Here is a 23,257-nt window from a genome sequence, read left to right as displayed (position 1 = left end):
CCTCTTTTTTTATAGTAGTATTTTGGTTTTAGTTATTTATATGCTAGTTTGACTTCGTTGTAGCCCACCTTCATTATCGCATTTCTTCCAATAATCAATGCGTTGTTGTCTGCGATATGCCCGACAGGGAAGTTAAAACAGACCGGATAATCATATTCCCTGACAATTTCCATGATGAGCTCTTCTGGTGTTTGTCCGAAAGGAATCTCCTGTGGTTCGATCTCGTTAAAGGCTCCGATGATTAATCCCTTTAAACCGGCTAATTTCCCGCCACGTTTCAACATACGCAACATTCTGTCTATCGCGTATTCATGTTCTCCAACATCTTCCAGAAATAAGATCTTCCCAGCATAATCCATTTCTGAGATTGAACCTTGCATGGCGACCAATAGTGATAGGTTCCCTCCAATTAAAATTCCTTCTGCCTGGCCATGGCGGTTTTTGTCTATACTGCTATAAGAATAGTGAAGTGCTTCCCCAAACAGGGCTTTTCTAAGTGTTTCTAAGGATAAGGGGGTACCTGTTTCAAAGGAGGCAGGCATTTGCCCATGGATGCTTTGGATGTTAAACGCAGCCTGGATATGAGAAAGCAAAGCAGTGGTGTCACTGAAGCCAGCAATCCACTTTGGACATTTATTAAATGAGGTAAAATCCAATTGATCAAGGATGCGGATGCCTCCATATCCGCCTCTGGCAGCAAGGATTGCTTTGATCTCAACGTCATCCAGAAATGTTTGCAGATCAGCGGCTCTCAGTTCATCAGTTCCTGCAAATTGAAAATGAGCTGCATGCACGCTCTTTCCCTGGATAACCTGCAGTCCCCAGGATTCGAACAGCGAAACTGCGGGGGTTATAGATTTCTTTAATTTATTTGCCGGACAGACAATTGCAATCTTGTCTCCCTTTTTTAAATGCAGAGGTTGAATGTTCATAAAAATTTTTAAAGCTTACAAAAGAATACAAATAGTCTTGAATTATGGTAATATAAGCAATCTGTTTACCGGGCAGTTTACAGTACGCATTATTCTGGATTTGAGCTGCTAAAGGGCTTGAGTTTAAATGTAGCTGTTTCGTTACAGTTATGTGTGTGTTTTCTTTTGAGGTTATAATTGTTCTTCTGAAGTTGTATGCTTTAAATACATTCTTTTAGTTGCGATAATTTTGACACTGAATTTGTTTTTATACTGATTAATCGTTTTTTCTTAAAATCAGCTGATTGCAATGTTTTCTTTTAAATTTCTGAAAACATATACTGTTACAGAAATTAAGAGTTTAACGTGATAATTAATTATTTATTGTTGTTTATTTTAGTTTTTGTTGTCTTTTTGATTAAATATATTGTTGTTTCAGCTTAATTATGTTTCATAAATCAGGCTCTGTATGCTTGTAATGCTTTATTGTGCAGTACTTTATCGTTTTAGTCATTTAAATGTCATAAAGATCTTTTTCGCCTTTTTTTGCCACTTTTCTGTAAGCTAATCGGCTATCTTGGATTAATTAACTAAACTAAAAACCAAAGATTTTATGAAAAAACTTCTACAAAGTTTGTTCGTGGCCATGCTATTTGCAATTCCTGCAATAGCTCAGCAGCGGACAATTACCGGTACAGTTACAGGCAAAGAAGATGGGCTTCCATTGCCTGGCGTAACTGTAAAGGTCAAAGGAACTTCCACCGGAACAAGTGCTGCGGCAGACGGTAAATTCTCTATCAAAGTACCTGCTAATGCAAAAGAATTAGAATTCTTGTCTTTAGGCTACATTCCTCACATCAGGGCTATTGGTTCTGGAAACGTTATTAACGTCTCTCTTTCTGCAGATTCAAAGCAATTGGGAGAAGTAGTTGTAACAGCTATGGGTGTAGTAAAAAGCAAGAGAAGTCTTGGGTATGCTACGCAAACAATTAAAAACGATCAGCTTGTTGACAGAGGTGACGGAAACATTTTAAATGCTTTGCAGGGAAAAGTTGCAGGTGTTGAAATTACTGGAGCCAGCGGTAGCGCAGGTGCATCTACAAACATTGTTTTACGTGGTATGTCTTCTTTTTCGGGAAGCAATCAGCCATTATTTGTGGTAGACGGTATTCCAATCAGTAATGACCTGGATCAAACAGTAAGTACCTTATATGGTAACCAACCAGCAAACAGGGCTTTAGATTTAGATCCAAACAATATTGAGTCGATCAACATCTTACAAGGACCAGGTGCTGCTGCATTATATGGTTCAAGAGCTTCAAATGGAGCAGTAGTTATCACTACTAAAAAAGGAAGTGGCGGAATTGGAAAATTATCTATTGCATTAAACAGCGCTTATGGTGTTCAGAATGTTTATGGCTTCCCTAAGTTACAGAATGAATACGGACAAGGTGCGAGTGGTTTGTTCAATGGGATTTCGACTAACTCATTAGGCCCAAAATTCGGAACTGTTCCTACTTTGGCAAATGGCTTAATCGTTGCACCAGGTACGTCACCTTACGTTAACGGGGTTACTTATAAACCAGGTGACGTTATCCCTTACACAAATTTCGCTAACAATATCAATGATTTCTTCTCACAAGGTCATACTTGGGACAATAATCTTTCGATAAACAGTGGAGATGCTAAAAACTATTATTCATTCTCTATCGGAAACTCAAGTACAAGCGGAATTCTTCCAACTTCTGAGTTCAAAAAAACAAATGCAGCTTTCTCCGCTTCTTCTGCCTTATCTGATAAACTGACTATTTCCGGAAGTATTAATTATTTCAATACTTTACAAAACGGTGCAACCACTCAGGGTAATGGTGCAGGTAGTACAATTTTCGGTCTATATGGTGTAACAAGAAGTACTGATCTTGACTATTATAAAAACAATTATGCAAGACCGGACGGATCAAATAACTGGTACATTCCAGGAAGAGATAATCCATTTTACGCTGCAAATGAAAATACGTTCACAAGTAATCTGACAAGGTTCCTTGGAAATGTTAACGTTGGGTATGATGTTTTTGACTGGCTGAATGTAAGTTACAGACTTGGTTTGGATACCTATACTGATAGAAGAAAGCGTTATATTACAATTGGTTCAACTCAGGCAACAGGATCCGCTGGTGCTATTCAGGATGATACATTCTATAGAAATGAATTGAATGGAGATTTAATTGTTACAGCTAAGAAAAAGAATCTTTTCACAGATGGTTTGAACATGACAGCTTTATTAGGTCAGAATATTAACCAGAGAATTTACCAGAATGTATCTGCATCAGGATTAGGTCTTGCAATTCCTGGGTTTACCAACATCAGCAATTCAACGAATTTCACAAATACTTCTGAGTTCGATACTAAGAGACGTCTTTTAGGCTATTATACTCAGCTTTCTTTTGGCTACAATAATTATTTGTTTTTAGAGGCGACAGGACGTATTGATCAGTCTTCTACACTTCCTGTAAATAACAATACTTATTTTTATCCATCTGTTTCCTCTAGTTTCGTTTTCAGTGATGCATTTGATATTAAATCGGATGTGTTTTCTTTAGGGAAAATTCGTGCTTCCATTGCTAAAGTGGGTAGAGATGCAACTCCTTATCAAATTCAGAATACTTATCAGAATGGTACCTTTGGAAATAATACTGCCAGTGTTTCTTTTCCTTTTGGTCCTATTGCAGGATTTGGTGCAAACAACCAAATCGCAGCTCCTGATTTAAAGCCTGAGTTTACTACCTCTTATGAAGTAGGTGCAAACCTTGGTTTTTTCAAAGACAGACTTACCTTTGATGCAACTTTCTACTCTCAGGGAAGTAAAAACCAGATTGTGGATGTGGCATTACCAGCTTCATCAGGTTATACAAGCCAGACCACAAATATAGGTCAGCTAAGAAACAGAGGAGTTGAATTAATGGTGAATGGAAGTGCTGTAAGAACCAAAAATGTATCATGGGATATTTCAGCTAACTTCTCAAAAAATGATAGTAAGGTTATCTATATAGCACCTGGTGTAACTTCATTCCAGATTGCAGGTTCTGTTTTTGGAGGAATCATCCCTTCTATTTATGAAGGCCAGCCTTTTGGTGTGATTGTGGGGAGTAAATACCAACGCAGTCCATCTGGCGAACTAATTGTAGATCCAAATACTGGTTTATACAACTCTTCACTAACTCCTAATCAAATTATAGCTAATCCAAATAGACAATGGACAGCAGGTATGACAAATACAGTAAGGTTTAAAAACTTTACTTTCTCAGGATTAGTCGATTTCAAAAAAGGAGGCGATATCGTTTCATGGACAGCATCTACACTAAGAGCGAATGGTTCTCTTGAGGTTACTGCTGTGGATCGTGAGCAACCACATATTTTACCTGGTGTCATCCAAAATAGTGATGGAACTTTCAGGCAAAATAACATTCAAATTCCTGGACAGAGTTACTGGAACGGTGGTTTTGGTGGAATCGGAGGCGGCGAATTCAACGTATTTGATGCAACAACATTTAGAATAAGAGAAATAACTTTGAGCTACGATCTTGCTGGAAGTGTTTTAAAAACAAAAGCTATTAAAAATATTCGTTTAACAGTTTATGGAAGAAACCTTTATTATTACGCACCAAATAGCCCTGTAGATCCAGAGTTAAGTACTCAGGGAGCTGGAAATATTCGTGGATTGGAACTTCAAAGTGCTCCAAATACCAGAAACTTCGGTGCTAGTTTAAGAGTTACTTTCTAATGAGAATATTAAAAGATATAGATATGAAAAAGACAATAGTACTTGCATTGTGTACGCTTTCGCTTGCATCCTGCAAAAAATATACAGATATAAATCAAAACCCAAATTTACCAACTGATGTTCCTGCAAGAGTACTTTTGCCAAACACAACAATCGGTCTGGGATTCACGAATGCAAATGAGCTGGGAAGGGTTTCCTCGATACTTGTTCAGTACAATGCAGGAATAACAAATTCTGCACTTACATATGATTCTTATAATTACGATGGTTCATTTAACAACCAATGGGATTTTGAGATCTATAGTGGTATTGTAAATAACTTAAAAATCATTATTAAAAATAATGAGTCTACGAACCCTGCTTATTCAGGAATTGCAAAAATTGAGCTGGCCTATATTATCTCTATGGCAACTGACCTATGGGGTGATGTTCCATATTCTCAGGCAGGTCTAGGTTTGGAAATCCCTCAACCACGCTATGATAAACAAGAGGATATTTACCAAGGGAACACAACCCTGGGAATCACTGGTCTTTTCGATTTGGTAAAAGCTGGAGTTGCTGATTTAAATAAATCATCTGTTTTAGTTCCTGGTGCAGATGATCTTGTTTATGGTGGCGATCTTTCTAAATGGAAAAGAGCAGCGAATTCATTGTTGTTAAAGTTTGCAATTACTGTTTCGAATGTAAATAAGCCATTGGCCACATCTACAGTTACAGCTGTATTGGCAAGTGTAGATGGGCTTATTGATGATGGAAAATTTGACTTTGCCGTTCCTTTTTCAACTGCATTGAATAACCAGAATCCAATGTATGTTCAGGACATTAGTGGAAGTTTCAAAAATAATGAGATGTTAAGCTCACGCTTACTGACTTTATCAAGATCGGTAAATGATACCGTTAGACTAGCTAAATTCTATACTAAACCAGGTGGTAAATTCACAGCTTATGAAAACGGTGCGAGTGTGGCAGCACCAACTCTTGCCACCCGTTCTATCTATAATACGTATGTGGTAGGTGCAACTGGCGAGGCTCCTGTAAGATTATTAACTGCTTTTCAAACCAAATTTAACCTGGCTGAAGCGGCTCTTACTTTAGGTACTGCTGGCGATGCAAATGTATTATACCAGGCTGGTATAACTGCCTCTATGACTAAAGCAGGTATGACTGCTGCAGAAATTAGTACGTATTTTACCAGTAATTCAAATACAGTTACTTTAACAGGAAGTACTCAGGATAAATTGAAACAAATTATTACTCAAAAGTATCTATCTTGGGTTGGTAATGGTTTTGAGGCTTATAATGATTACAGAAGAACCGGGTTTCCTGTGTTAGCGTTAGCGTTAAACGTTACTGGTGGTGATAATCCATCTGTTATTCCTAAGCGTTTACCTTACACTACAAATGAAGCAAACGGTAACCCAAATCAACCTAAGCCTCGTCCTAAGACTGATCAGAAAGTTTGGTGGGGATTATAAGCTATTAAGTAACTATTATAAACGAATATTATGAAATTATATATAAAATCAATATTATCCCTGGGTGTAATTATTACGATGGCGATGACTTCTTGTAAAAAGGAAAACATCTCACTAGAGAATAATTTTCCTGACGTTCCTGTAACGGTAACGAATAAAATCGGGATTTTTACAGCTCCAGCAGTTAGTACCTCGTTTGGTGGTGGCGGTGCTATTAAAATTGTTCTTGAAATTCCTGCAAGTTCAGGAAGAACAATAAAGGAAATCACCAGAGTAGCAGCGGGTACATCATATGGAAGTGTACAGACTACAACAGGTTTATACTTTCCAACACCTATCGCAGGTAATGGAACGACTTCAATTACATTCAATACAACTTTGGACGAGTATGTTAAGAAAACAAATACATTGCCTGCTAATGTGCCAACTTTGGCAACATCAGGTACTGCAACCAGCTTTCTTGCCAGAAACTTTTACTTCATGATCACTTTAGACAATGGTCAGGTAATTGTTCCTACTTATGTGAGAGTGTATGTAGATAAATAGCGGTACTATTTTATTCTTTAAAAAGGGTGCCTGATCATTTCGGGCACCCTTTTTATGTTTTATTAAATCTTGCTTCCGGGCTGTTTATTCAGGGTCAAAAATCTTATCTTTGATAAAATAATATAAATAGTTTTGGATAACAGTAAGATAAAAAGATATACCGTTACGGCGGCTTTACCCTATACGAATGGTCCAGTACATATTGGGCATTTAGCTGGTGTTTATTTGCCTGCTGATACTTATGTACGTTACCTTCGTTCAAATAAAAGAGACGTTAAATTTATTTGTGGCTCTGATGAAAATGGTGTACCCATTACATTAAAGGCTAAAAAAGAAGGTGTTACTCCACAGGTTGTGGTTGATAAGTACCATAAAATCATAGGGGATTCTTTTAAAGAGTTCGGCGTATCTTTTGATATTTATCACCGTACTTCTTCTGAAATGCACCACGAAACGGCATCTGATTTCTTTAAAACTCTTTATGATAAAGGCATCTTTACGGAAGAAGTAACTGAGCAGTATTATGATGAGAAAGCGCAAACTTTTTTGGCTGATCGTTATATCACGGGAACCTGTCCGAAATGCGGTAACGAAAATGCTTATGGTGATCAGTGTGAGAATTGCGGAAGTACTTTGAATGCGACTGACCTGATTAATCCAAAGTCAACTTTATCTGGTGAGCCTCCGGTTCGCAGAGAGACAAAAAACTGGTTCTTGCCATTAGAGAAATACGAAGAGCAACTAAGAACTTATATTGAAGGCCATAAGGAATGGAAACCGAATGTTGCTGGTCAGTGTCATAGCTGGTTAAATGCAGGTTTACAGCCAAGGGCTATGACCCGTGATCTGGACTGGGGTGTAAAAGTTCCTGTAAAAGATGCTGAGGGCAAAGTTTTATATGTTTGGTTTGATGCGCCGATAGGTTATATCTCGGCTACAAAAGAATTGTTCCGTTATGCTGGTGTGGAAGGTCAAAATCCGAAGGCTGATGAGTATTATCTGAACAAGGATAATGTAGTGGAGGGCAAATGGGAAGATTACTGGAAAGATGATGCGACTAAACTGGTTCATTTCATCGGTAAGGATAACATTGTATTTCATTGTATTATTTTTCCGGCCATGTTAATGGCGCATGGAGATTATATCCTGGCTGACAATGTTCCTGCGAATGAGTTCTTGAATTTAGAGGGGCAGAAAATCTCTACTTCTAAGAATTGGGCGGTATGGTTGAATGAGTACCTGGTTGAATTTAAGGATAAACAGGACGTGCTGCGTTATGTTTTGACTGCAACTGCGCCTGAAACTAAGGATAATGATTTTACCTGGAAAGATTTTCAGGCAAGAAATAATAATGAGTTAGTTGCTGTATTAGGCAATTTTATCAATAGAGTAGTTGTATTGACGCATAAGTATTTTGAGGGCAAGGTGCCTGCGCTAATGACGTTAAACGAGCAAGATCAGCAGGTGATTGATGAATTGGCATTATATCCTTCGAAAATCAGTGCTTCTATTGAAAGTTACAGATTCAGAGAGGCTTTGACTGATGTGATGAACGTTGCGCGTTTAGGAAATAAATACCTGGCTGAAACTGAGCCGTGGAAGGTTATTAAAACTAATGAGGACAGGGTAAGAACTATTTTAAATATCAGTTTGCAGATTGTTGCCAGCCTGGAGATTTTAATAGAGCCATTTTTACCATTCACGGCAGATAAGCTAAGAGGAATGTTGAATCATGAGGCACATTTATGGGGGGATGCCGGCAAAATAGATTTGTTGCAACCGGATCACCAGCTAAATGAAACTGCTTTGTTGTTTGAGAAAGTTGAGGATACTGATGTTCAGGCTCAGATTGACAAGTTAAACCAGAGTAAAGTTGATAATATAGCGGCCAATGTAGTCGTATCTCCTGCTAAAGAGAATATAGATTTCGATCAGTTTAGTGCGATGGATATTCGTGTAGCGACAATAATCGCTGCTGAAAAGGTAGAGAAAACCAAGAAGTTGTTGAAACTTACTTTAGATACGGGTTTGGATGAACGTACGGTTGTTTCGGGAATTGCTGAGTATTTTACTCCTGAAGAGGTAGTTGGTCAGCAGGTTAGCTTGTTGATCAATCTTGCTCCGAGAGAGATTAAAGGTATTTTATCTCAGGGAATGATTTTAATGTCTGAAAATTCAGATGGAAAACTTACTTTTGTGTCGCCTTTACAAAACCATGTAAGTGGAAGCGTAATCAGGTAGTACAGGTCCCGTAGTTCAACGGATAGAATAGAAGTTTCCTAAACTTTAGATATGAGTTCGATTCTCGTCGGGACCACTAACCCCATAACAAACTGATTAAATATTAGTGAGTTATGGGGTTTCTTTTTAAACGGTGTATATTGTCTTACTAAAATCGATTTTCGCATTACTCTTGATGAGCCATTGACGATCGATAGTTAATCGATACGTTGCCTCTTTAAGGTAAAAAATAAATGATTGTGTAGGTGCCCCTAGTAGCACAGTCTTTCTGAGAAATAAAAATAAATTTGATATTGATTAGTTATCAGGGCAATTAGAGTGTTAATTATATATTTAATAATTACATTGATTATCATATAAATTACCATTAGTTGTTTGTAAAGAGTATTTTTACGGAAAATTTAAAATTTAAATATTCATGAAGAAACTCTATTTCATTGTTATCATACTACTTTCTATAATGGCTTCCTGTTCTAAAGACAGTAATAAACCTGATAAAGTTGTTACTCCTGAAATTACCCCGGTAAATTCTGATACCAGTAACGTTCTCTATAAAAAAATACTTAGCCTTACAGGTTGTGAAGTGAAAGACCCTAAATCTATTACCTCTTTTTATCTTAATAAAGATGAAGAAAGCCATACAACTTATATAAGTGGATCTAGGAAAATCAATGATAAAAATGCTTTCTGGACTTCAAAATACAATAAGGAAGGTGTCTTATTATGGGAGATTACTATAGATTCAAAGAATAAAGAAGCTGAAACATCTCATGCTTATAACTTTAACAGGATAGATAAGGACAAAATTGGCCTTTTCCACGTTTCAGTAAAGGAGGGTAGTCCTTTATCTACGAATTTGATGCTGATAGATGACAATACCGGAAAACTTGAAAAAGAGATTAGTTTCGATAAAGTAACCTATTCAAGCATGTCAAATTTAATGGAAACAATTTTGGTATATAATGAAACAAAGGAATTACATTTTAATCCAAGGGCCGGTGGAAAGATTATCCAGATAACTAAAACCGGTGAAATCATAAATAATGAAAAGGAAATCAAAGTTATCCCTTCAAATGAGGATATTGTATTTTCTAATACATCATTCATTTCAATTAAGCCTAAACTAGCCATCAAAAACATTTTTGGTGAGAATGTATGGACTGCTATTACTGATGAACCAGTTTTTAAAAATAAGGAGGTGAATAAAGATGTTTTAACTGTAGTTTATGAAAATAAATTTACGTTATTAGATACTTTAAAATATAATATCACGGCAAATAAAGTAGTTTACGTATCAAATCATACTCCGGCCACTAACCCTGGCACTAACCCAGGTACAAACCCTGGTACCAATCCGGGCACTAATCCTGGTACTGGTTTGCCAAATTTGATTATTGCACAAGTGGGAAGGGAGTACGTTATGGCTGATGGCCTGACAGTAATTCTAAATTCGTTTACCAGTAGTAAAAATGGATCAGGAACTGCTTTTTATAGAATTTCATATACTTTAAAAAATAATACACCTGCTAAGAAAATTCTTGAAGGTTCATTTCAATTAGTATATACAGGCACCGGACGTACCCTTCCGCAATACGGATTTTTTAATTTTATATTTCCGGGTGAATCTGTAACTAACAGAACCTATGAGTTTAAAGAGCTTGAGAATGTGCCGATGGCTTCTTTGCAGTATGTTCCGGGCCCTCAGGCTGAGCTTAACAATAATAATGTGTATTATTGGGGTATTCCTAACTTTTAATATTTTTGTCCATCTTAAAAAGCCTTTAGACATAATCTAAAGACTTTTTAAGATGTTATTTGGGTTGGTTAAAGTTAGAGGGCGCAGTTCCTGCGATCCAATAAATTGTTTTGTTTATATGTGTGTTAATATCTTTTATTGATATAATTGATGCTTAATAAGTATGTTCATGTGTTTTATAAACCTAAAACATCACACCATAAATTTCTGTTAGTGAATGGGCTTGATAATTAATCTTGCTCATTCCATCTAATTATGGAGTTGTGTTAATTTTTTTATACTTAATTGTTTGTCAATTTAATTTGTTATTTTTATATAGCTGTAGAGAATTTCTTTGGTATATCGTTTCAGAATAAAATTATACTTATGAAAGCCACACCAATTTGGAAATGTTTATTATTGTTCCTGCTCATAGTAGTGATCGCCTGTAAAAAAGATAAACTGGCTGTGGTTTCTCCTCCTGAATTAGTTGGTTCCTGGTCAGAAGATGTGTCTGCTAATGAGGCCGGGAAATCGTCAAGAGGATTGATGTTTTCAAAGGACAGTATTTATTTTACAACCTCCGATCATGCTTCCAGACAAGTGACTTATATACAGGGTACATATAGCACACAGGAAAACAAGCTGATTGCAAATTTTAAGGAAATAGTAGTAAGACAAAATAATGATTGGGTTATTTCAAGGACTCCAGTGACCAGTACTTATCTTGAAAATGCCACATATGTGATGGATAGATACAAGCTGACTTTAAACTACTCTGGTTCCACTTCGGATGGGCCTAAGCCTGCAGTAATAATTTTTAATCGCTTCCAGCCAGATTAAAACTTCTTTGAGGTTCAGTAGTTGTTGCTCTTGATTCTGCACTTAGTTTTGTTCTACTCATGAAAATGCTCCCAATAGTTCATTTAAACTTGTGGGAGCACTCTATCAATAGTGGCTTTTCTTCTTAATTACGGCATGCTTATTAAGCTTACACTTAAAGAGTTGCCATGTCAATCACAAATCTATAACGGACATCACCCTTTAGCATTCTTTCGTAAGCTGCAGTAATATCTTTAATGTCGATAACCTCAACATCAGAAACAATATCATGTTCTGCACAGAAATCAAGCATTTCCTGAGTTTCAGCTATTCCACCGATACCTGAACCTGCAACGCTTTTACGTCCGCCCAATAAAGAAAACGGTTGAATAGCATAAGCTTCAGATGGAACACCTACACAGATATGTGTACCATTTGTGCGCAATAAGGAAATATACATGTCCATGTCGTGTACAGCAGATACAGTATCCAGAATAAAGTCAAATGAACCCTTTACAGCTTCAAGCTGAGCAGGATCTGAAGTAACTACAAAGTGATGCGCTCCTAATGCTTTTGCCGCTTCTTCTTTTGCAGGAGAAGTGCTCAATACCGTTACTTCAGCACCGAAAGCTACACCAAACTTAACGCCCATGTGTCCTAATCCGCCTAATCCTAAAACGGCAAGTTTATGACCTTTACCAACTTTCCAGTGGCGTAAAGGCGAATAAGTAGTAATACCTGCACAAAGCAATGGTGCTGTTGCAGCCAGCGCTAATTTCTCAGAAATGTGCAATACAAATTCTTCACGAACTACAATCGTATTAGAATAACCTCCATAAGTTGGTACTCCTGATCTGTCATTGTTATTATAAGTCTGAGTACTTCCTTCCAGACAGTATTGTTCTAGTCCGTCTTTGCAATTTTCGCAAACCTGGCAAGAATCGACCATGCAGCCAACACCAGCAAGTTCTCCTGTACTGAATTTTTTTACATGTTCACCAACTTTGACAATCTTGCCTACGATTTCATGGCCTGGTACCATTGGGAATATACCAGGAAACCAATCATTCTTGATTTGGTGAAGGTCAGAGTGGCAAACGCCACAATATGATATTTCAATTTGAACGTCATGCGGCCCTACTTCTCTGTGTTCAAAACTCCAGGGAGCTAAGTCTGTTTGAGCATCTTGTGCTGCATATCCTTTGGCTTGTATCATGGTTAAGATCTTATGTTTTATATTATTCAAATGTATAACCTGCAGTCTGGATCATAGCTACAAAATTCAAAGCATTAATTATACTTTTCAAAGAGTTTTGCGTAATGCCATTGGCGTAAGTCCGGTATGTTTTTTAAAAAAGTTGTTGAAATAAGAAGCGTAATCAAAGCCCAGGCTTCTGGCTATTTCTGCTACATTCCAGTCGGTATGTATGAGCAGGGACCTTGCCTCAGACAATATCCTGTTATTAATATGAGTTGTAGTTGATCGCCCCGTTACTTCCCTTACAGCTGCATTCAAATGATTGACATGTACAGCCAGCTGATCGGCATAATCACTTGCTTTTTTGAGAATGAGCGTATACTGTTGTGAATCTACAGGAAACTGTCTTTCTAAAAGATCCAGAAATAGTTTGGCAATCCGGGATGATGCTTTTTGCGGAGTAAAGTAAGCGGAAGCTGGTTGCATCTTTATGGCCTCATGAATAATGAGGCTCAAGTAACTGCGAATCAGGTCATTCTTATGCACATAGTCGCCTTCCTGCTCCAGTTTCATCTTGGCGAAGATATTGGTGAGGTGGTCGGCTTGCTGGGCTGTCAGAAAATAAATAAGATCTCCTCCAGGCTTAAATAAACTGGAGTCTTCCAGATTGTGCATACGTCCGTTTTCCTGAAGAAACTCTTTAGTGAAAACACAAAAATGGCTTACAGAAGCTTCATGGTTACCTTCCCAGGAGTAAGGAATCTTCGGATTAGTAAATACCAGGGCTGGCTGGTTAATTTCGATAGCCTTATTTGCATAATACAGCATGCTGTTTCCTGATAGTGTCAGCGTGATTTTATAGAAGTCACGACGATTATATGAAGTCAGGCTGCAGGTAGCCGTACAAGTATTTGCAACCCTGAATTGGGTACGCTCGCTTTGTATATTGTCTAAATATTGGTCGGTAATGCCAGTTTCCTCTATTGAACTCATGTACAAAGTTAAATAATTCAAAGAGGAAAGCCAGGATCAGTTTTGGTTAAAGAAGCCAGATCTAAAAATGATAAGAGCCTGCTGGCAGTAGTATGATTTATTGTCAGCAGGTTCTTAAAATATTGTGAGGTAACCAATTTAATTGTTCGGATCAACGTTAGCAGAAGTGCCTAGAATGGTTTTGACAATTGTTGTTATTGGGCTTCCGTTGTTCGGTACCACGTCAAAGGAAATCCTTACTGCATAAGCTCCTACTGATGGTCTCCATGAAGGAGCCTGGCCTGTTTTAAAAGTTCTTGTAAAAGAGGCTGTACCGTCACCTGTCATGGCCAATAAGGTTTCGTTTTGAGGTGTAATGTATTCGCCTACATATCCGGTTCCTGATACCGGACTCGTAACATCAATTAAAACAAATTGCTTTCTTAAATTCTGAATGCTCGCACCTTCTGGTGTCTGGTTAATCAAATCAGGGTTCCATATCATGGAAAAAGAGTTATGGTCAAGAGCAAATAGTGCTGTTGTCTGAGAGTCAACCTCGCCACTGTATTTATACATCCATTTGTTGATAATTGGAGTACCTACAATGTTAAAAACCCCTAGTTTTTTAGTGTATATAGGAATTACTCCACTTTCTGGGGCGGTTAGATTTTGTGTCCCGGAGAAAAGGACATCGAAAGTTCCCAGACCTGTAGGCGAGCCAGTCCCGGTCCCCTCAAGTTTTATGGAAGTATTTATTTTTAGGTTTACCTTCTCTGTACTGTAAGTGGTCCCCGTATTATTTTTGCCTAAGATAGCGTTAAATATACTTTTTGGAAGATCTTTAATGATGCTGGATGCTGTAATAGATTTAAGAGCTCCTTCTTTTATTTGGTCCATTTTTAATTTACTAAGTCCATCTTTGAAGATAGCTGTTAATGCAGTAGAGGCACCTGAACTAATAGCTCCCAGACCCAGGTTCATCGCACCATTAACTAATGTTGACCACAATGAACTTCCTGTTTTTTGTGGAACCTGTATTGTTCCGTCAATTGTACCGGTTTGACTGCCTGTGAAACTATATTTAGTGACGTCTTGTCCCATTAGCCCTATTTTTAAAACATTAGCTGCGTAACTTTGAGGATAAATAGATTCGTCATAAGACAATTCAAATTGTTCTGCGTACCAGCAGCCATTCGGTTGCACTTTTTTCTCAAGCTGTACTCTGGTGGTATATTGTAATTTAATGGAGTTGTCGATTAATTCCCCTTGTTCAAAGTTTAATACTTTGGAATTGTTTGCGGTGCCATTTAAGCCGAGTTCCCAGATAATGTTTTTTGTTGGACTAAAATTATTATTATCCAGATAATAATAGATCCTTAAAAGCCCCCTGTACCGGTTATATATAACAAAATACTTTTTCTGAGTATCAACCGGATTTACAGCAAAGGTATTCATATAGAGCTCCCATCCATCTGATGGTTTCATATCACTCATGTATTCTGTAGGAAATTCTCTGGAAGTTCCACCTGCAAACGGAGAGAGAATATTGGTATTAAACCAAGGGTAAGTTTGGTTGGTCCAGGTTAAATCCGCAGACGGAATATAATTTACTTTTTTGTCAGTAGTCTGCTCCTTTTGAGGGATTACATTGTGGTCCTTTTTACACGACGAAAGTGTAAGTAAGAATGCAGCTAAGAAAAGAGCGTGTTTAGTCGTTTTTGAATACATGAATGTAAGTTTTAGTTGATTACGTAGGGTGTAATATGATTCTTTTTTGTTGGTTTATATTTAATTTAGGGTATTTATTAACGTGTTTTTATTGAAATATTATTTCTTTTAATGGTCTCAATTCTGTTTTATTTCTATATTGGAAATATAAATAGAATATTTAGAAATATTACTTTGTATCGGTATTGTTACCGGGAGAATTAATTCCGCAATGATTATTGAGGGAGTATTAAACACGAGTTAAATTAAACTCACAAATGTAGTGGATATATTAGGCAGGCCATTTTCTAATTCAGGCTCTTAATAACTTTAGCTGCATTCGCATTATTTGGATCAAGTTTCAATGATAATAAGTAGTTGATTTTTGCTTGATCATTATCTCCTGCCGCCAGATAAGCCTCGACAAGGCAATCGTAAACATCCCCGCTATTAGGGTAATACTGTGTTAATTTTAAAAATATATAATTTTTTGGATTATTTGGCTTTAAATAATTGTGCCTTAGTGTGTTGGTGTAGGTCTGGCTTAGCGAAAAATGTTCCTGGCTCTCAGTTTTGCCTGCTCGTATGCTGAAAATGCTTTTTCAAACTGATCATCCAGTATGAATTCAAAAGGAATTTTTCTTCAGATTTTAGCTCCGGATTTACATAAGGAACAGAATCGATATTCAAAACAGAGGCTATATGCTTGATATGATCAGTAGGATTACGAACGATTTTAGTCTGTGTTTCCCAATTTCGTAATGCTTAAGTGTTTACTGCAACTTTAAATAGTTCTTCAGGTTCTTCTGCGTTTTCTATAAATGGACTTGTTCTTTTATGGTTAATTGTACATCAATTGTAAATTTCGTAAGGTCTTCAGCTGTAGCTCAGGGCCCGGCAGGAGAAAATTTCCGGATAAGTGTGTCTTTTCCGTCAGTCTGTTTCCCTGATGACTGCTATGTTAAGCTCTGGAACTCCAAAGTGTTTCATCCATCCTTCAATAGTCCATATGGAATCCCCTGCAAAACGAACCGGGTGCTATTAATCCTGATTTAACTTTTCTTAGTTCTGCTTTCGTTTTATCGTCAGTTTGAGCCAAAAGATTTGATAGCATACAGAAATAGCTAGAAAACAAGATAACTATAGGAACTTTATTTTCATAATTCTAATTAACCAGTAATATTTAGAAAATTAAGATAGCTAATTGTTAATCAGGTGCGGAACGAAACAAGACGTGTTTCCGGTAATTAAACTATCATCTTCCCGAATTCCCATGCCCGAAGGCTGCTGGCCAATAATCCATGATCCGATAATTGGAACCTTATTGTCAAATCTGGGGATGATAAATGTCTTCTGGCAGATAAAGCCTTCTTTGCCATAGATGCCCCTTGTTTCCTCTATTATTTGCCCATTTTTAACAATGCTGATATTTGCTCCTTCTCTTGAATAGATTGGTTTTTTTACATAATCCTTCAGGCTGTTTTCTTCTTCAAAATAACATTCCAGAATATAAGGGCAATTAGGATATAATTTCCATAAAACAGGTAATATAGCCTTATTAGAAAGAATCATTTTCCATGCAGGCTCAATCCAGTATACTTCCGGATTTAAGAGAAGCTGATCAAAAAATGGTTCATTGACCATCCATTCCCAGGGATAAAGCTTGAAAATGTTTTTAATCTCCTGATCATCTAAATCTACAAACTCGCATTCTTCCTGATTCCAGCCTATATCATCAATAAAAACAAGCTTTGTTGGTATACCGGCCTGAATAGCACAATCTCTCATGTATTCTGCTGTAGTCAAGTCTTCCAGTGACTGCTTGACGCAGGTAAAATGTAAAGTCCCCTCATGGAGATAGGGTTTTAAATACTTCCAGTAATCAATCAGGCGTTCATGTACGGAGTTAAATTGATCCTTATGAGACGCAAAATCCTGTAACCAGAACCATTGTACAATACCTGCCTCAAATAAAGAGGTCGGTGTATCCGCGTTAAATTCGAATAATTTTAAGTCTGTACCGTCAAAGCCAAAATCAAAACGGCCATAGATAGCAGGAACATCATCATTCCAGCTCTTTTCTATAACTGCTGCCGCCTTGTCAGGAATCGCAAATTTGTGGTATAACTTTTGGTCTATAACATACTGTACAGCTTCCAGGCACATGCCCCAAAGTTCGGCTGTAGCAACTTCAATTTTATTGACTTCCGAAAGTGAAAACTCATAATAGGCATTTTCATTCCAATAAGGGACATCTGCTGTATGAAAGCCAAAACCTAGTTTTTCTACTGCGGCCTGCCAATTGTTTCTGGGGGTAATGGAATGTCTTTGCATCAGGAGGAAACTGAAAATGAATGTGAACTCCCAAAACCACCTCTTATTGCTGCGCCTTTCATGGCCGATCTGCCAATGTTAGAGCGCTCAGAAAGTGACGAGGAGTAATAACCGGAATGATGATACCTGCCTCCATAAAACATGCCATAAGGCCTGAAGGCATAGTACCACAAAAATGGAGAGAGATACATGCCCTGGGTGTGTGTGTAATTTGCAGTAGTATCAGACCGCATATACACTTCATTGGAGTCCCAGTCTGGTTTAGGCTTACTGCAGGAGGCCAGAGTTGCGGTAATCAGCACCAGGTTTACGACTTTTGATTTCTTCATATTAATTTACGGTAATAAAGAGCTGGTAGTTTTTTTTGACTTTTAAAACGGTATCCTGACCAGAACTGTTTTCTCCCTTTTCAGTTGAGGTTCCAAGAGCGGGAATGGTGTCTAATCGCGTTACTCTTTTAACGTCCTTGTTCTTAACCCAGAATATATTTTCAGTCTTCATTACGTCAAGTGAATCATTCAGATGCGAAATATGAACTTTAGATTCCACTGAACCATTTTTATCTACTTCTTTAACTTTGTCGTCATTTTCCTGTTTACATGCCATAAAGGATAAAGCAAGGATAGCGAATACTAATTTTTTCATGGATTAAATTTGAGCTATATATTGCTGGAAAGATAAGAAATCTAAAATATCATATAGTATAAAGGGGAGCTTCCCGAATCAGAAAACTCCCCATTTATTTTTCACAACGCTCTTTATAGCTAATTAAAAGACTTTGATGACAGGTTGATTATGATTAACAATCAAGACATCGCCATTCTACAATGCCTTCTCCCGATCCGAAACGCTGCATTGTATATTTTTCAAGATCTATCAGGAAGCCAATTCCGTTTTCATTGGCATTGATAGTACAGCATCCACTACAGTCAGAATCAGAACAATTGTCGTACACTTTAGCATCAATTTGTTTACTTCCTTGTCTGATTCTAAATGTTTTTAGCTTATACTTACCTGCGTCTTTTGAGTGGATAGAAACAATATTGTTTGCTTTTACCCAGCTTAAAGTTTGTTTCCCGGAAAGAAATGCAAATTGACCGGCCCAGGTACAGCCATTAAATTCCTCACATTCCGGACTCCCGGGAAGGGGGAACGATTCATAATTGGTCAAATTAGCTTTACGCCATACTTCAGCATCAACTTTTGTTGTAGAAACATCCTGTGAACCAGGGTTTTGGACTTCGACTTCTTTTTTACAAGAGGCAAGAATCATTGTGCCTGCTAAAACGAACAATGCTGTTTTAGATTTTAACAGATTGAAAATGGTTAAGTTTTTCATAGGTTTGGTTAGGTTGTTGTGTATCAGGTATTTGATACTTAAAATAAATGTAACTATTTCAAATAGTAAAATAATTGTATTTAATATTTATATTATTTAATAATAAATGCAGTTATTATTTTGCGTATTTGATATATTATCCGCTTGATTTCTTTTTAAATTTATTAATATGACAATTTTGAAATATATTATTCTGATTCAATTGAATATGTCTTCTGTTGAGGATTTAAATGGATAAATTCAATTAATTCAATTTATCAAATTTTAACTGAGTGATGCTTGCTCCGATAAACATTGGAAATTCTGTAAAAAATCTGCTGTATTTCCTTATTGCTGTGCTGATCTTATAGATATAATTATATTTGATCAATTACCAGTTTGGCCCCTATGAAAGTAACTCTTGTTTCTCTCCTTCTTTTTTTTCTATTCCAGCCCCGCGGCTTCTCTCAAGACTGTAATTGTGCTGAAGAATTTCAATATGTTAAGCATAAGATTGAAAAGAATTATGCCGGATTCAGAGATAAAGTAAACCCTAAAACTCAAGTAGCTTATCAGAAATATGCTGCCCAGGTATTGGAACGCTCTAAAAAGATCACCTCATCACCTTACTGCATTAATTTGATTAATGAATGGATCGGCTTTTTTAAAGACGGGCATATTGAAGTTGGACGTAACAGACTTTCTAAAGAAAAATATGATGCAGATCAGGACAGGTTAATCGCTGGTCTTGAAAAACAGGAAATTAGTGCTCAGGATATAGATAGTTTAAAGAATTCTGCAGGAACAGCAGGTATTTACTGGAGCAAAGATTCTGTTTATAAAGTTGCACTGGTCAAAAGTGAAAACGGTTTTCGGGATTATGCAGGAGTAATTCTAGAATCCAGAAATAAAGCATGGAAGCCCGGTTCGGTCATGTTGGAATTGAAGGCTCAGAAAAATACCTTTAAAGGAATCATATATGATAAATATTATACACCAGAATCTGTCACTTTAAAGCTGAGTCAAAATGGATTTGGTGATTGGCAAAGAGAAGGTACTGAGGGGATAAAAACAGAAAAAATACTGACAAGTGATATCTCCTGCAAATTACTTTCGAATCAGACATTTTATATCCAGATCGGAACTTTTAATCAAAGAAATGCTAAAAGTATCGACTCCGCAATTCAGGCAAATCAGGTTATTCTGGAGAAAACACCTAACCTGATTCTGGATTTAAGAAATAACGGTGGCGGGGCAGATTTCTCTTACAGGCCCCTGCTTCCTTATTTATATACCAATAAAATTAAAACCATTGGACCAGATATTCTTGCCTCAGAAGATAATGAGGAAGGTTGGAGAGGATTATTAAAAATGAATGATATTCCTGAAGATCAGAAAGTATTTATCCGTGAAAAGATAAAGGCTATGCAACTTCATCGTGATCAGTTCATTAATCTGGGGGCAGACAATGATTTAGTATTGGACAGCATCAAAGTTTTCCCTAAAAAGATTGTAGTCTTGATTAATAAAGGCAGCGGATCAACTACTGAGCAATTTCTTTTGACTGCAAAACAGAGTAAAAAGATCATTGTGATTGGCGAAAGTTCTGCCGGGGTACTGGATTACGCCAATGTCAGAGATATTTCTTTTAGCTGTATGCCTTATGCGCTGCATTATGCGACCAGTCGCAGCAGAAGGGTTGATATGGGACTTGGTATAGACAATGTTGGGATCAAGCCGGATTATATATTGACACCGGCGCAAAATTGGGTGACAGCAGCACAACAGCTTTTAGAGAAAAAATAGCATAAAAAAGGCTTGCAAACCTAATTGCAAGCCTTTTTTTAGATGGTGAATCCTTTGCCGAAAACGTCATGCACATCATGAATGACCACAAAGGCATCAGGATCTGTTTCATGTACCATCGTTTTTAATTCTATAAGCTCAGGTTTGCTGATCACTACATAAATAACCTCTTTACGGTCTTTCGTATAAGCGCCATGACCATGTAGTACCGTTGCCCCTCTAACCAGGCCCATTGTTATTTTTTCAGCAATCATTACCGATTGTGCAGAGATAATGGTCACTGCTTTCTTAGTGTTAAATCCTTCAACGATAAAATCTACAACTCTTGCCCCAATATAAACGGCAACTAAGGTGTACATTGTTTTTTCAGGTCCAATAATAAAAGTAGAAAGCCCGATCACTACGATGTCAACGATCAGCATTGCTGTACCTAGTTTCCATCCCCAAAGCTTCTGAAATAGCCTTGCAATAATAGCTGAGCCACCTGTTGTTCCTCCAGAAAGAAAGACCAGGCCTATACCTCCGCCAACAAACAAACCTGCAAATATAGCCGCAAGCAATGGATCGGAAGTTAAAGGAGCATGTGTGTTTTCTGTAAGGAATAAAAATAGGGAAGAGAAAAATATACCAAACAACGTATAAACAATTGTACGTTTGTCGAGTAGCTTATAGCCTATTGCCATCAGTATAGCATTCAGAATCAGGTTCAGAATACCAGGTGACCAATGAAAATAGTAAAAGGCAACAATGGTCAGACCAATCACCCCACCTTCAGACAATTTATTAGGAATAGCAAAATAATTGATACCCGAGGCGAAAATAAGGGTTCCTAAAATTATCAGTGCGATATTCTTTGCATGTTCTTTTGTTGCCGGCGTTGCCATGTTATTGTTTTAGATAATGAGAGTAAATAGGATCGGGAGATCGTTAAATAGGATTTCAGCGATATTTATTCTGCAAATATCTAAAACAATTCTGGCTTTTACACAACTAATTCCATCCTCCGCCCAATGAACGGTAAAGATCTACCATTGCACCCAGCTGCTGACGTTCTATGTCCATGAGGTTCAATTCACTTTGCAATACGTTACTTTGTGCAGTAATGATCTCCAGATAATTTGCCATTCCATTTTTAAACAGCATATCTGCATTTTTAATCGCCAGTTTTAAAGTTTGTACTCTTGATTCTTCTAATTCACGTTGTTTTTTTAGCTTTTCCAGTTTAACAAGTGCATCAGTTACCTCAGTTACCGCATTAACTACAGATCTCTTAAATTCGATAACAGATTTATCTTTCTCTACCCTGGCAATTTCAAATTGCGTTTTTAATTGCCGGCGCTGAAAAATTGGCTGTGTTAATCCTCCGGCTACTGTACCAAACAGTGAGCCGGGGATATTAAACCAATTACTTGCCTTAAAGGCGTTAATGCCGCCGCTTGCTGTGATATTTAAGGAAGGATACATGTTCGCCTGGGATGCTCCAACCCTTGCATTGGCAGCCATAACAGCTAATTCCGCCGCTTTAACATCCGGCCTGATAGCCAGTATATCTGCAGGAATACCTGTGGTCAGGTGTTCCGGTACAGCAAAGGCTGTCAGACTCACTTTTCTCTCAATTTTTGAAGGTAGAGCACCTGCTAATGTCCTCAACGCGTTCTCCTGGATAGCAATTGTTTGTTCTAATTGCGGAACAAGCAATGCTGCAGAAAGACGTTGTGCTTCGGCTTGCTGAACGGCAAGGCTATTGACTTGTCCTGCTTCTTTTTGTAAACGGATGACCATTAAAGTGCTGTCGTTCAAGACAACATTATGATGTGCTATTTCCAATTGAGCATCCAACATCAGCAGGTTAAAAAATCCCTGTGCTACATTCGCTACGACCTGAGTCTGAACTGCTCTGGCAACGGCTTCAGTTTGCAGATAGGTATCTAGCGCGGCTTCTTTTTGTCTTCCGATTTTCCCCCAGATGTCCGCTTCCCAAGATAAGCCTAAACTCACATTGTAGTCTTCTATATGTTTAGATCCGGCAAACATGGCGGCACTCATCCCATTGATGCTGTTGTCAGAAGCCCTGTTAGTCGCTGCATTGACTTGCAGATTAAGATCGGGGAACAGGCTCGCATTTGCCTGTTTTAAGCTTAATCTGGCACTTTCTATATTCTTAATGGCAAAAGCCAGGTCAAAATTACGCAGTACCGCGCTGTCTATTAATTGTCTTAAGGTTGGCTCTGTGAAGAAATCTTTATAGGCAATATTTGCTATACTTTTACCTGAAGCTGCTGCACTGGTATTGAATTGTGCGGGCAGTACAGTTTGCGGCCTGACATAGTTTTTTCCGGTTTTGCAGGCCTGGAATGCCAGTAGTACAGCTAAAAGGTATATATATTTATTCAGTTTCATGTTCGGATTTC

The 23,257-nt window shown here is 37.5% G+C and carries 17 protein-coding genes and 1 tRNA gene; 8 read left to right on the top strand and 10 right to left on the bottom strand.

Annotated elements, in window-relative coordinates; translation table 11 throughout:
• Positions 1 to 32 precede the first annotated feature (32 nt).
• Positions 33 to 932 (bottom strand): S66 peptidase family protein, encoded by a 900-nt coding sequence (locus tag LY11_RS05415; protein ID WP_111632721.1) that lies wholly within the window; start codon positions 930 to 932, stop codon positions 33 to 35.
• Between the two features lie 592 nt (positions 933 to 1,524).
• Between LY11_RS05415 and LY11_RS05410 the strand changes: the two genes are divergently transcribed.
• From LY11_RS05410 to LY11_RS05380, 7 genes are all read left to right on the top strand, one after another.
• Entirely contained in the window at positions 1,525 to 4,692 is a 3,168-nt protein-coding gene (locus tag LY11_RS05410) for a SusC/RagA family TonB-linked outer membrane protein (protein WP_111632720.1), read from the top strand.
• Positions 4,693 to 4,715: 23 nt separating this feature from the next.
• A complete protein-coding gene (locus LY11_RS05405; protein WP_111632908.1) occupies positions 4,716 to 6,167 on the top strand; it encodes a SusD/RagB family nutrient-binding outer membrane lipoprotein in 1,452 nt (483 codons plus the stop codon).
• 30 nt (positions 6,168 to 6,197) lie between these two features.
• On the top strand, positions 6,198 to 6,713 hold the full coding sequence (locus tag LY11_RS05400) for a hypothetical protein (RefSeq protein ID WP_111632719.1): 516 nt from the start codon (positions 6,198 to 6,200) through the stop codon (positions 6,711 to 6,713).
• Positions 6,714 to 6,845: 132 nt separating this feature from the next.
• A complete protein-coding gene (gene metG, locus LY11_RS05395) occupies positions 6,846 to 8,954 on the top strand; it encodes a methionine--tRNA ligase (RefSeq protein WP_111632718.1) in 2,109 nt (702 codons plus the stop codon).
• 4 nt (positions 8,955 to 8,958) lie between these two features.
• Positions 8,959 to 9,030 (top strand) — tRNA-Arg (locus LY11_RS05390).
• Positions 9,031 to 9,372: 342 nt separating this feature from the next.
• Positions 9,373 to 10,710, top strand: coding sequence for a hypothetical protein (locus LY11_RS05385; protein ID WP_146610803.1), 1,338 nt, complete (start codon positions 9,373 to 9,375; stop codon positions 10,708 to 10,710).
• 366 nt (positions 10,711 to 11,076) lie between these two features.
• A complete protein-coding gene (locus tag LY11_RS05380; RefSeq protein WP_111632716.1) occupies positions 11,077 to 11,532 on the top strand; it encodes a hypothetical protein in 456 nt (151 codons plus the stop codon).
• Between the two features lie 154 nt (positions 11,533 to 11,686).
• Here the strand turns inward: LY11_RS05380 and LY11_RS05375 are convergent, their stop codons facing one another.
• The 7 genes from LY11_RS05375 to LY11_RS05345 form a co-directional block, all read right to left on the bottom strand.
• Positions 11,687 to 12,727, bottom strand: coding sequence for an NAD(P)-dependent alcohol dehydrogenase (locus LY11_RS05375; protein WP_111632715.1), 1,041 nt, complete (start codon positions 12,725 to 12,727; stop codon positions 11,687 to 11,689).
• Between the two features lie 87 nt (positions 12,728 to 12,814).
• Positions 12,815 to 13,702, bottom strand: a complete 888-nt coding sequence (locus LY11_RS05370) for a helix-turn-helix domain-containing protein (RefSeq protein WP_111632714.1) — start codon at positions 13,700 to 13,702, stop codon at positions 12,815 to 12,817.
• A gap of 138 nt (positions 13,703 to 13,840) precedes the next feature.
• The gene (locus LY11_RS05365; RefSeq protein ID WP_111632713.1) at positions 13,841 to 15,409 is read right to left on the bottom strand and encodes a hypothetical protein; all 1,569 of its coding nucleotides are present in this window, start codon (positions 15,407 to 15,409) and stop codon (positions 13,841 to 13,843) included.
• Between the two features lie 1,179 nt (positions 15,410 to 16,588).
• Positions 16,589 to 17,722, bottom strand: a complete 1,134-nt coding sequence (locus LY11_RS05360) for a glutathionylspermidine synthase family protein (RefSeq protein WP_111632712.1) — start codon at positions 17,720 to 17,722, stop codon at positions 16,589 to 16,591.
• Entirely contained in the window at positions 17,722 to 18,051 is a 330-nt protein-coding gene (locus LY11_RS05355; RefSeq protein ID WP_211321496.1) for a hypothetical protein, read from the bottom strand. The genes LY11_RS05360 and LY11_RS05355 overlap by 1 nt, the downstream gene beginning before the upstream one ends.
• Before the next feature lies 1 nt (position 18,052).
• Complete coding sequence (locus LY11_RS05350; RefSeq protein ID WP_111632710.1) at positions 18,053 to 18,367, bottom strand: hypothetical protein; 315 nt, start codon at positions 18,365 to 18,367, stop codon at positions 18,053 to 18,055.
• A 154-nt stretch (positions 18,368 to 18,521) separates the two neighbouring features.
• Positions 18,522 to 19,061 (bottom strand): hypothetical protein, encoded by a 540-nt coding sequence (locus LY11_RS05345; RefSeq protein ID WP_111632709.1) that lies wholly within the window; start codon positions 19,059 to 19,061, stop codon positions 18,522 to 18,524.
• 387 nt (positions 19,062 to 19,448) lie between these two features.
• Between LY11_RS05345 and LY11_RS05340 the strand changes: the two genes are divergently transcribed.
• Entirely contained in the window at positions 19,449 to 20,846 is a 1,398-nt protein-coding gene (locus LY11_RS05340) for a S41 family peptidase (RefSeq protein ID WP_111632708.1), read from the top strand.
• A 38-nt stretch (positions 20,847 to 20,884) separates the two neighbouring features.
• Here the strand turns inward: LY11_RS05340 and LY11_RS05335 are convergent, their stop codons facing one another.
• Entirely contained in the window at positions 20,885 to 21,730 is an 846-nt protein-coding gene (locus tag LY11_RS05335; protein WP_111632707.1) for a YitT family protein, read from the bottom strand.
• 106 nt (positions 21,731 to 21,836) lie between these two features.
• Positions 21,837 to 23,246, bottom strand: coding sequence for an efflux transporter outer membrane subunit (locus LY11_RS05330; RefSeq protein WP_111632706.1), 1,410 nt, complete (start codon positions 23,244 to 23,246; stop codon positions 21,837 to 21,839).
• Positions 23,247 to 23,257: the final 11 nt, after the last annotated feature.

The sequence above is a fragment of the Pedobacter cryoconitis genome, assembly GCF_003259615.1.
Classification (GTDB): Bacteria; Bacteroidota; Bacteroidia; order Sphingobacteriales; family Sphingobacteriaceae; genus Pedobacter; species Pedobacter cryoconitis.
Note: the sequence above shows the minus strand (reverse complement) of the source record. Positions and strands in the feature narration are given on the sequence as shown.

Excerpts from the sequence above, each read along its gene's own strand:
- LY11_RS05340 (WP_111632708.1), top strand. The coding sequence starts at position 19,449 with ATGAAAGTAACTCTTGTTTCTCTCCTTCTTTTTTTTCTATTCCAGCCC.
- LY11_RS05375 (WP_111632715.1), bottom strand. The coding sequence starts at position 12,727 with ATGATACAAGCCAAAGGATATGCAGCACAAGATGCTCAAACAGACTTA.
- LY11_RS05330 (WP_111632706.1), bottom strand. The coding sequence starts at position 23,246 with ATGAAACTGAATAAATATATATACCTTTTAGCTGTACTACTGGCATTC.
- LY11_RS05335 (WP_111632707.1), bottom strand. The coding sequence starts at position 21,730 with ATGGCAACGCCGGCAACAAAAGAACATGCAAAGAATATCGCACTGATA.
- LY11_RS05400 (WP_111632719.1), top strand. The coding sequence starts at position 6,198 with ATGAAATTATATATAAAATCAATATTATCCCTGGGTGTAATTATTACG.
- LY11_RS05365 (WP_111632713.1), bottom strand. The coding sequence starts at position 15,409 with ATGTATTCAAAAACGACTAAACACGCTCTTTTCTTAGCTGCATTCTTA.
- LY11_RS05405 (WP_111632908.1), top strand. The coding sequence starts at position 4,716 with ATGAAAAAGACAATAGTACTTGCATTGTGTACGCTTTCGCTTGCATCC.
- LY11_RS05360 (WP_111632712.1), bottom strand. The coding sequence starts at position 17,722 with ATGCAAAGACATTCCATTACCCCCAGAAACAATTGGCAGGCCGCAGTA.
- LY11_RS05385 (WP_146610803.1), top strand. The coding sequence starts at position 9,373 with ATGAAGAAACTCTATTTCATTGTTATCATACTACTTTCTATAATGGCT.
- LY11_RS05350 (WP_111632710.1), bottom strand. The coding sequence starts at position 18,367 with ATGAAAAAATTAGTATTCGCTATCCTTGCTTTATCCTTTATGGCATGT.
- LY11_RS05355 (WP_211321496.1), bottom strand. The coding sequence starts at position 18,051 with ATGAAGAAATCAAAAGTCGTAAACCTGGTGCTGATTACCGCAACTCTG.
- LY11_RS05415 (WP_111632721.1), bottom strand. The coding sequence starts at position 932 with ATGAACATTCAACCTCTGCATTTAAAAAAGGGAGACAAGATTGCAATT.
- LY11_RS05380 (WP_111632716.1), top strand. The coding sequence starts at position 11,077 with ATGAAAGCCACACCAATTTGGAAATGTTTATTATTGTTCCTGCTCATA.
- LY11_RS05345 (WP_111632709.1), bottom strand. The coding sequence starts at position 19,061 with ATGAAAAACTTAACCATTTTCAATCTGTTAAAATCTAAAACAGCATTG.
- LY11_RS05410 (WP_111632720.1), top strand. The coding sequence starts at position 1,525 with ATGAAAAAACTTCTACAAAGTTTGTTCGTGGCCATGCTATTTGCAATT.
- LY11_RS05370 (WP_111632714.1), bottom strand. The coding sequence starts at position 13,702 with ATGAGTTCAATAGAGGAAACTGGCATTACCGACCAATATTTAGACAAT.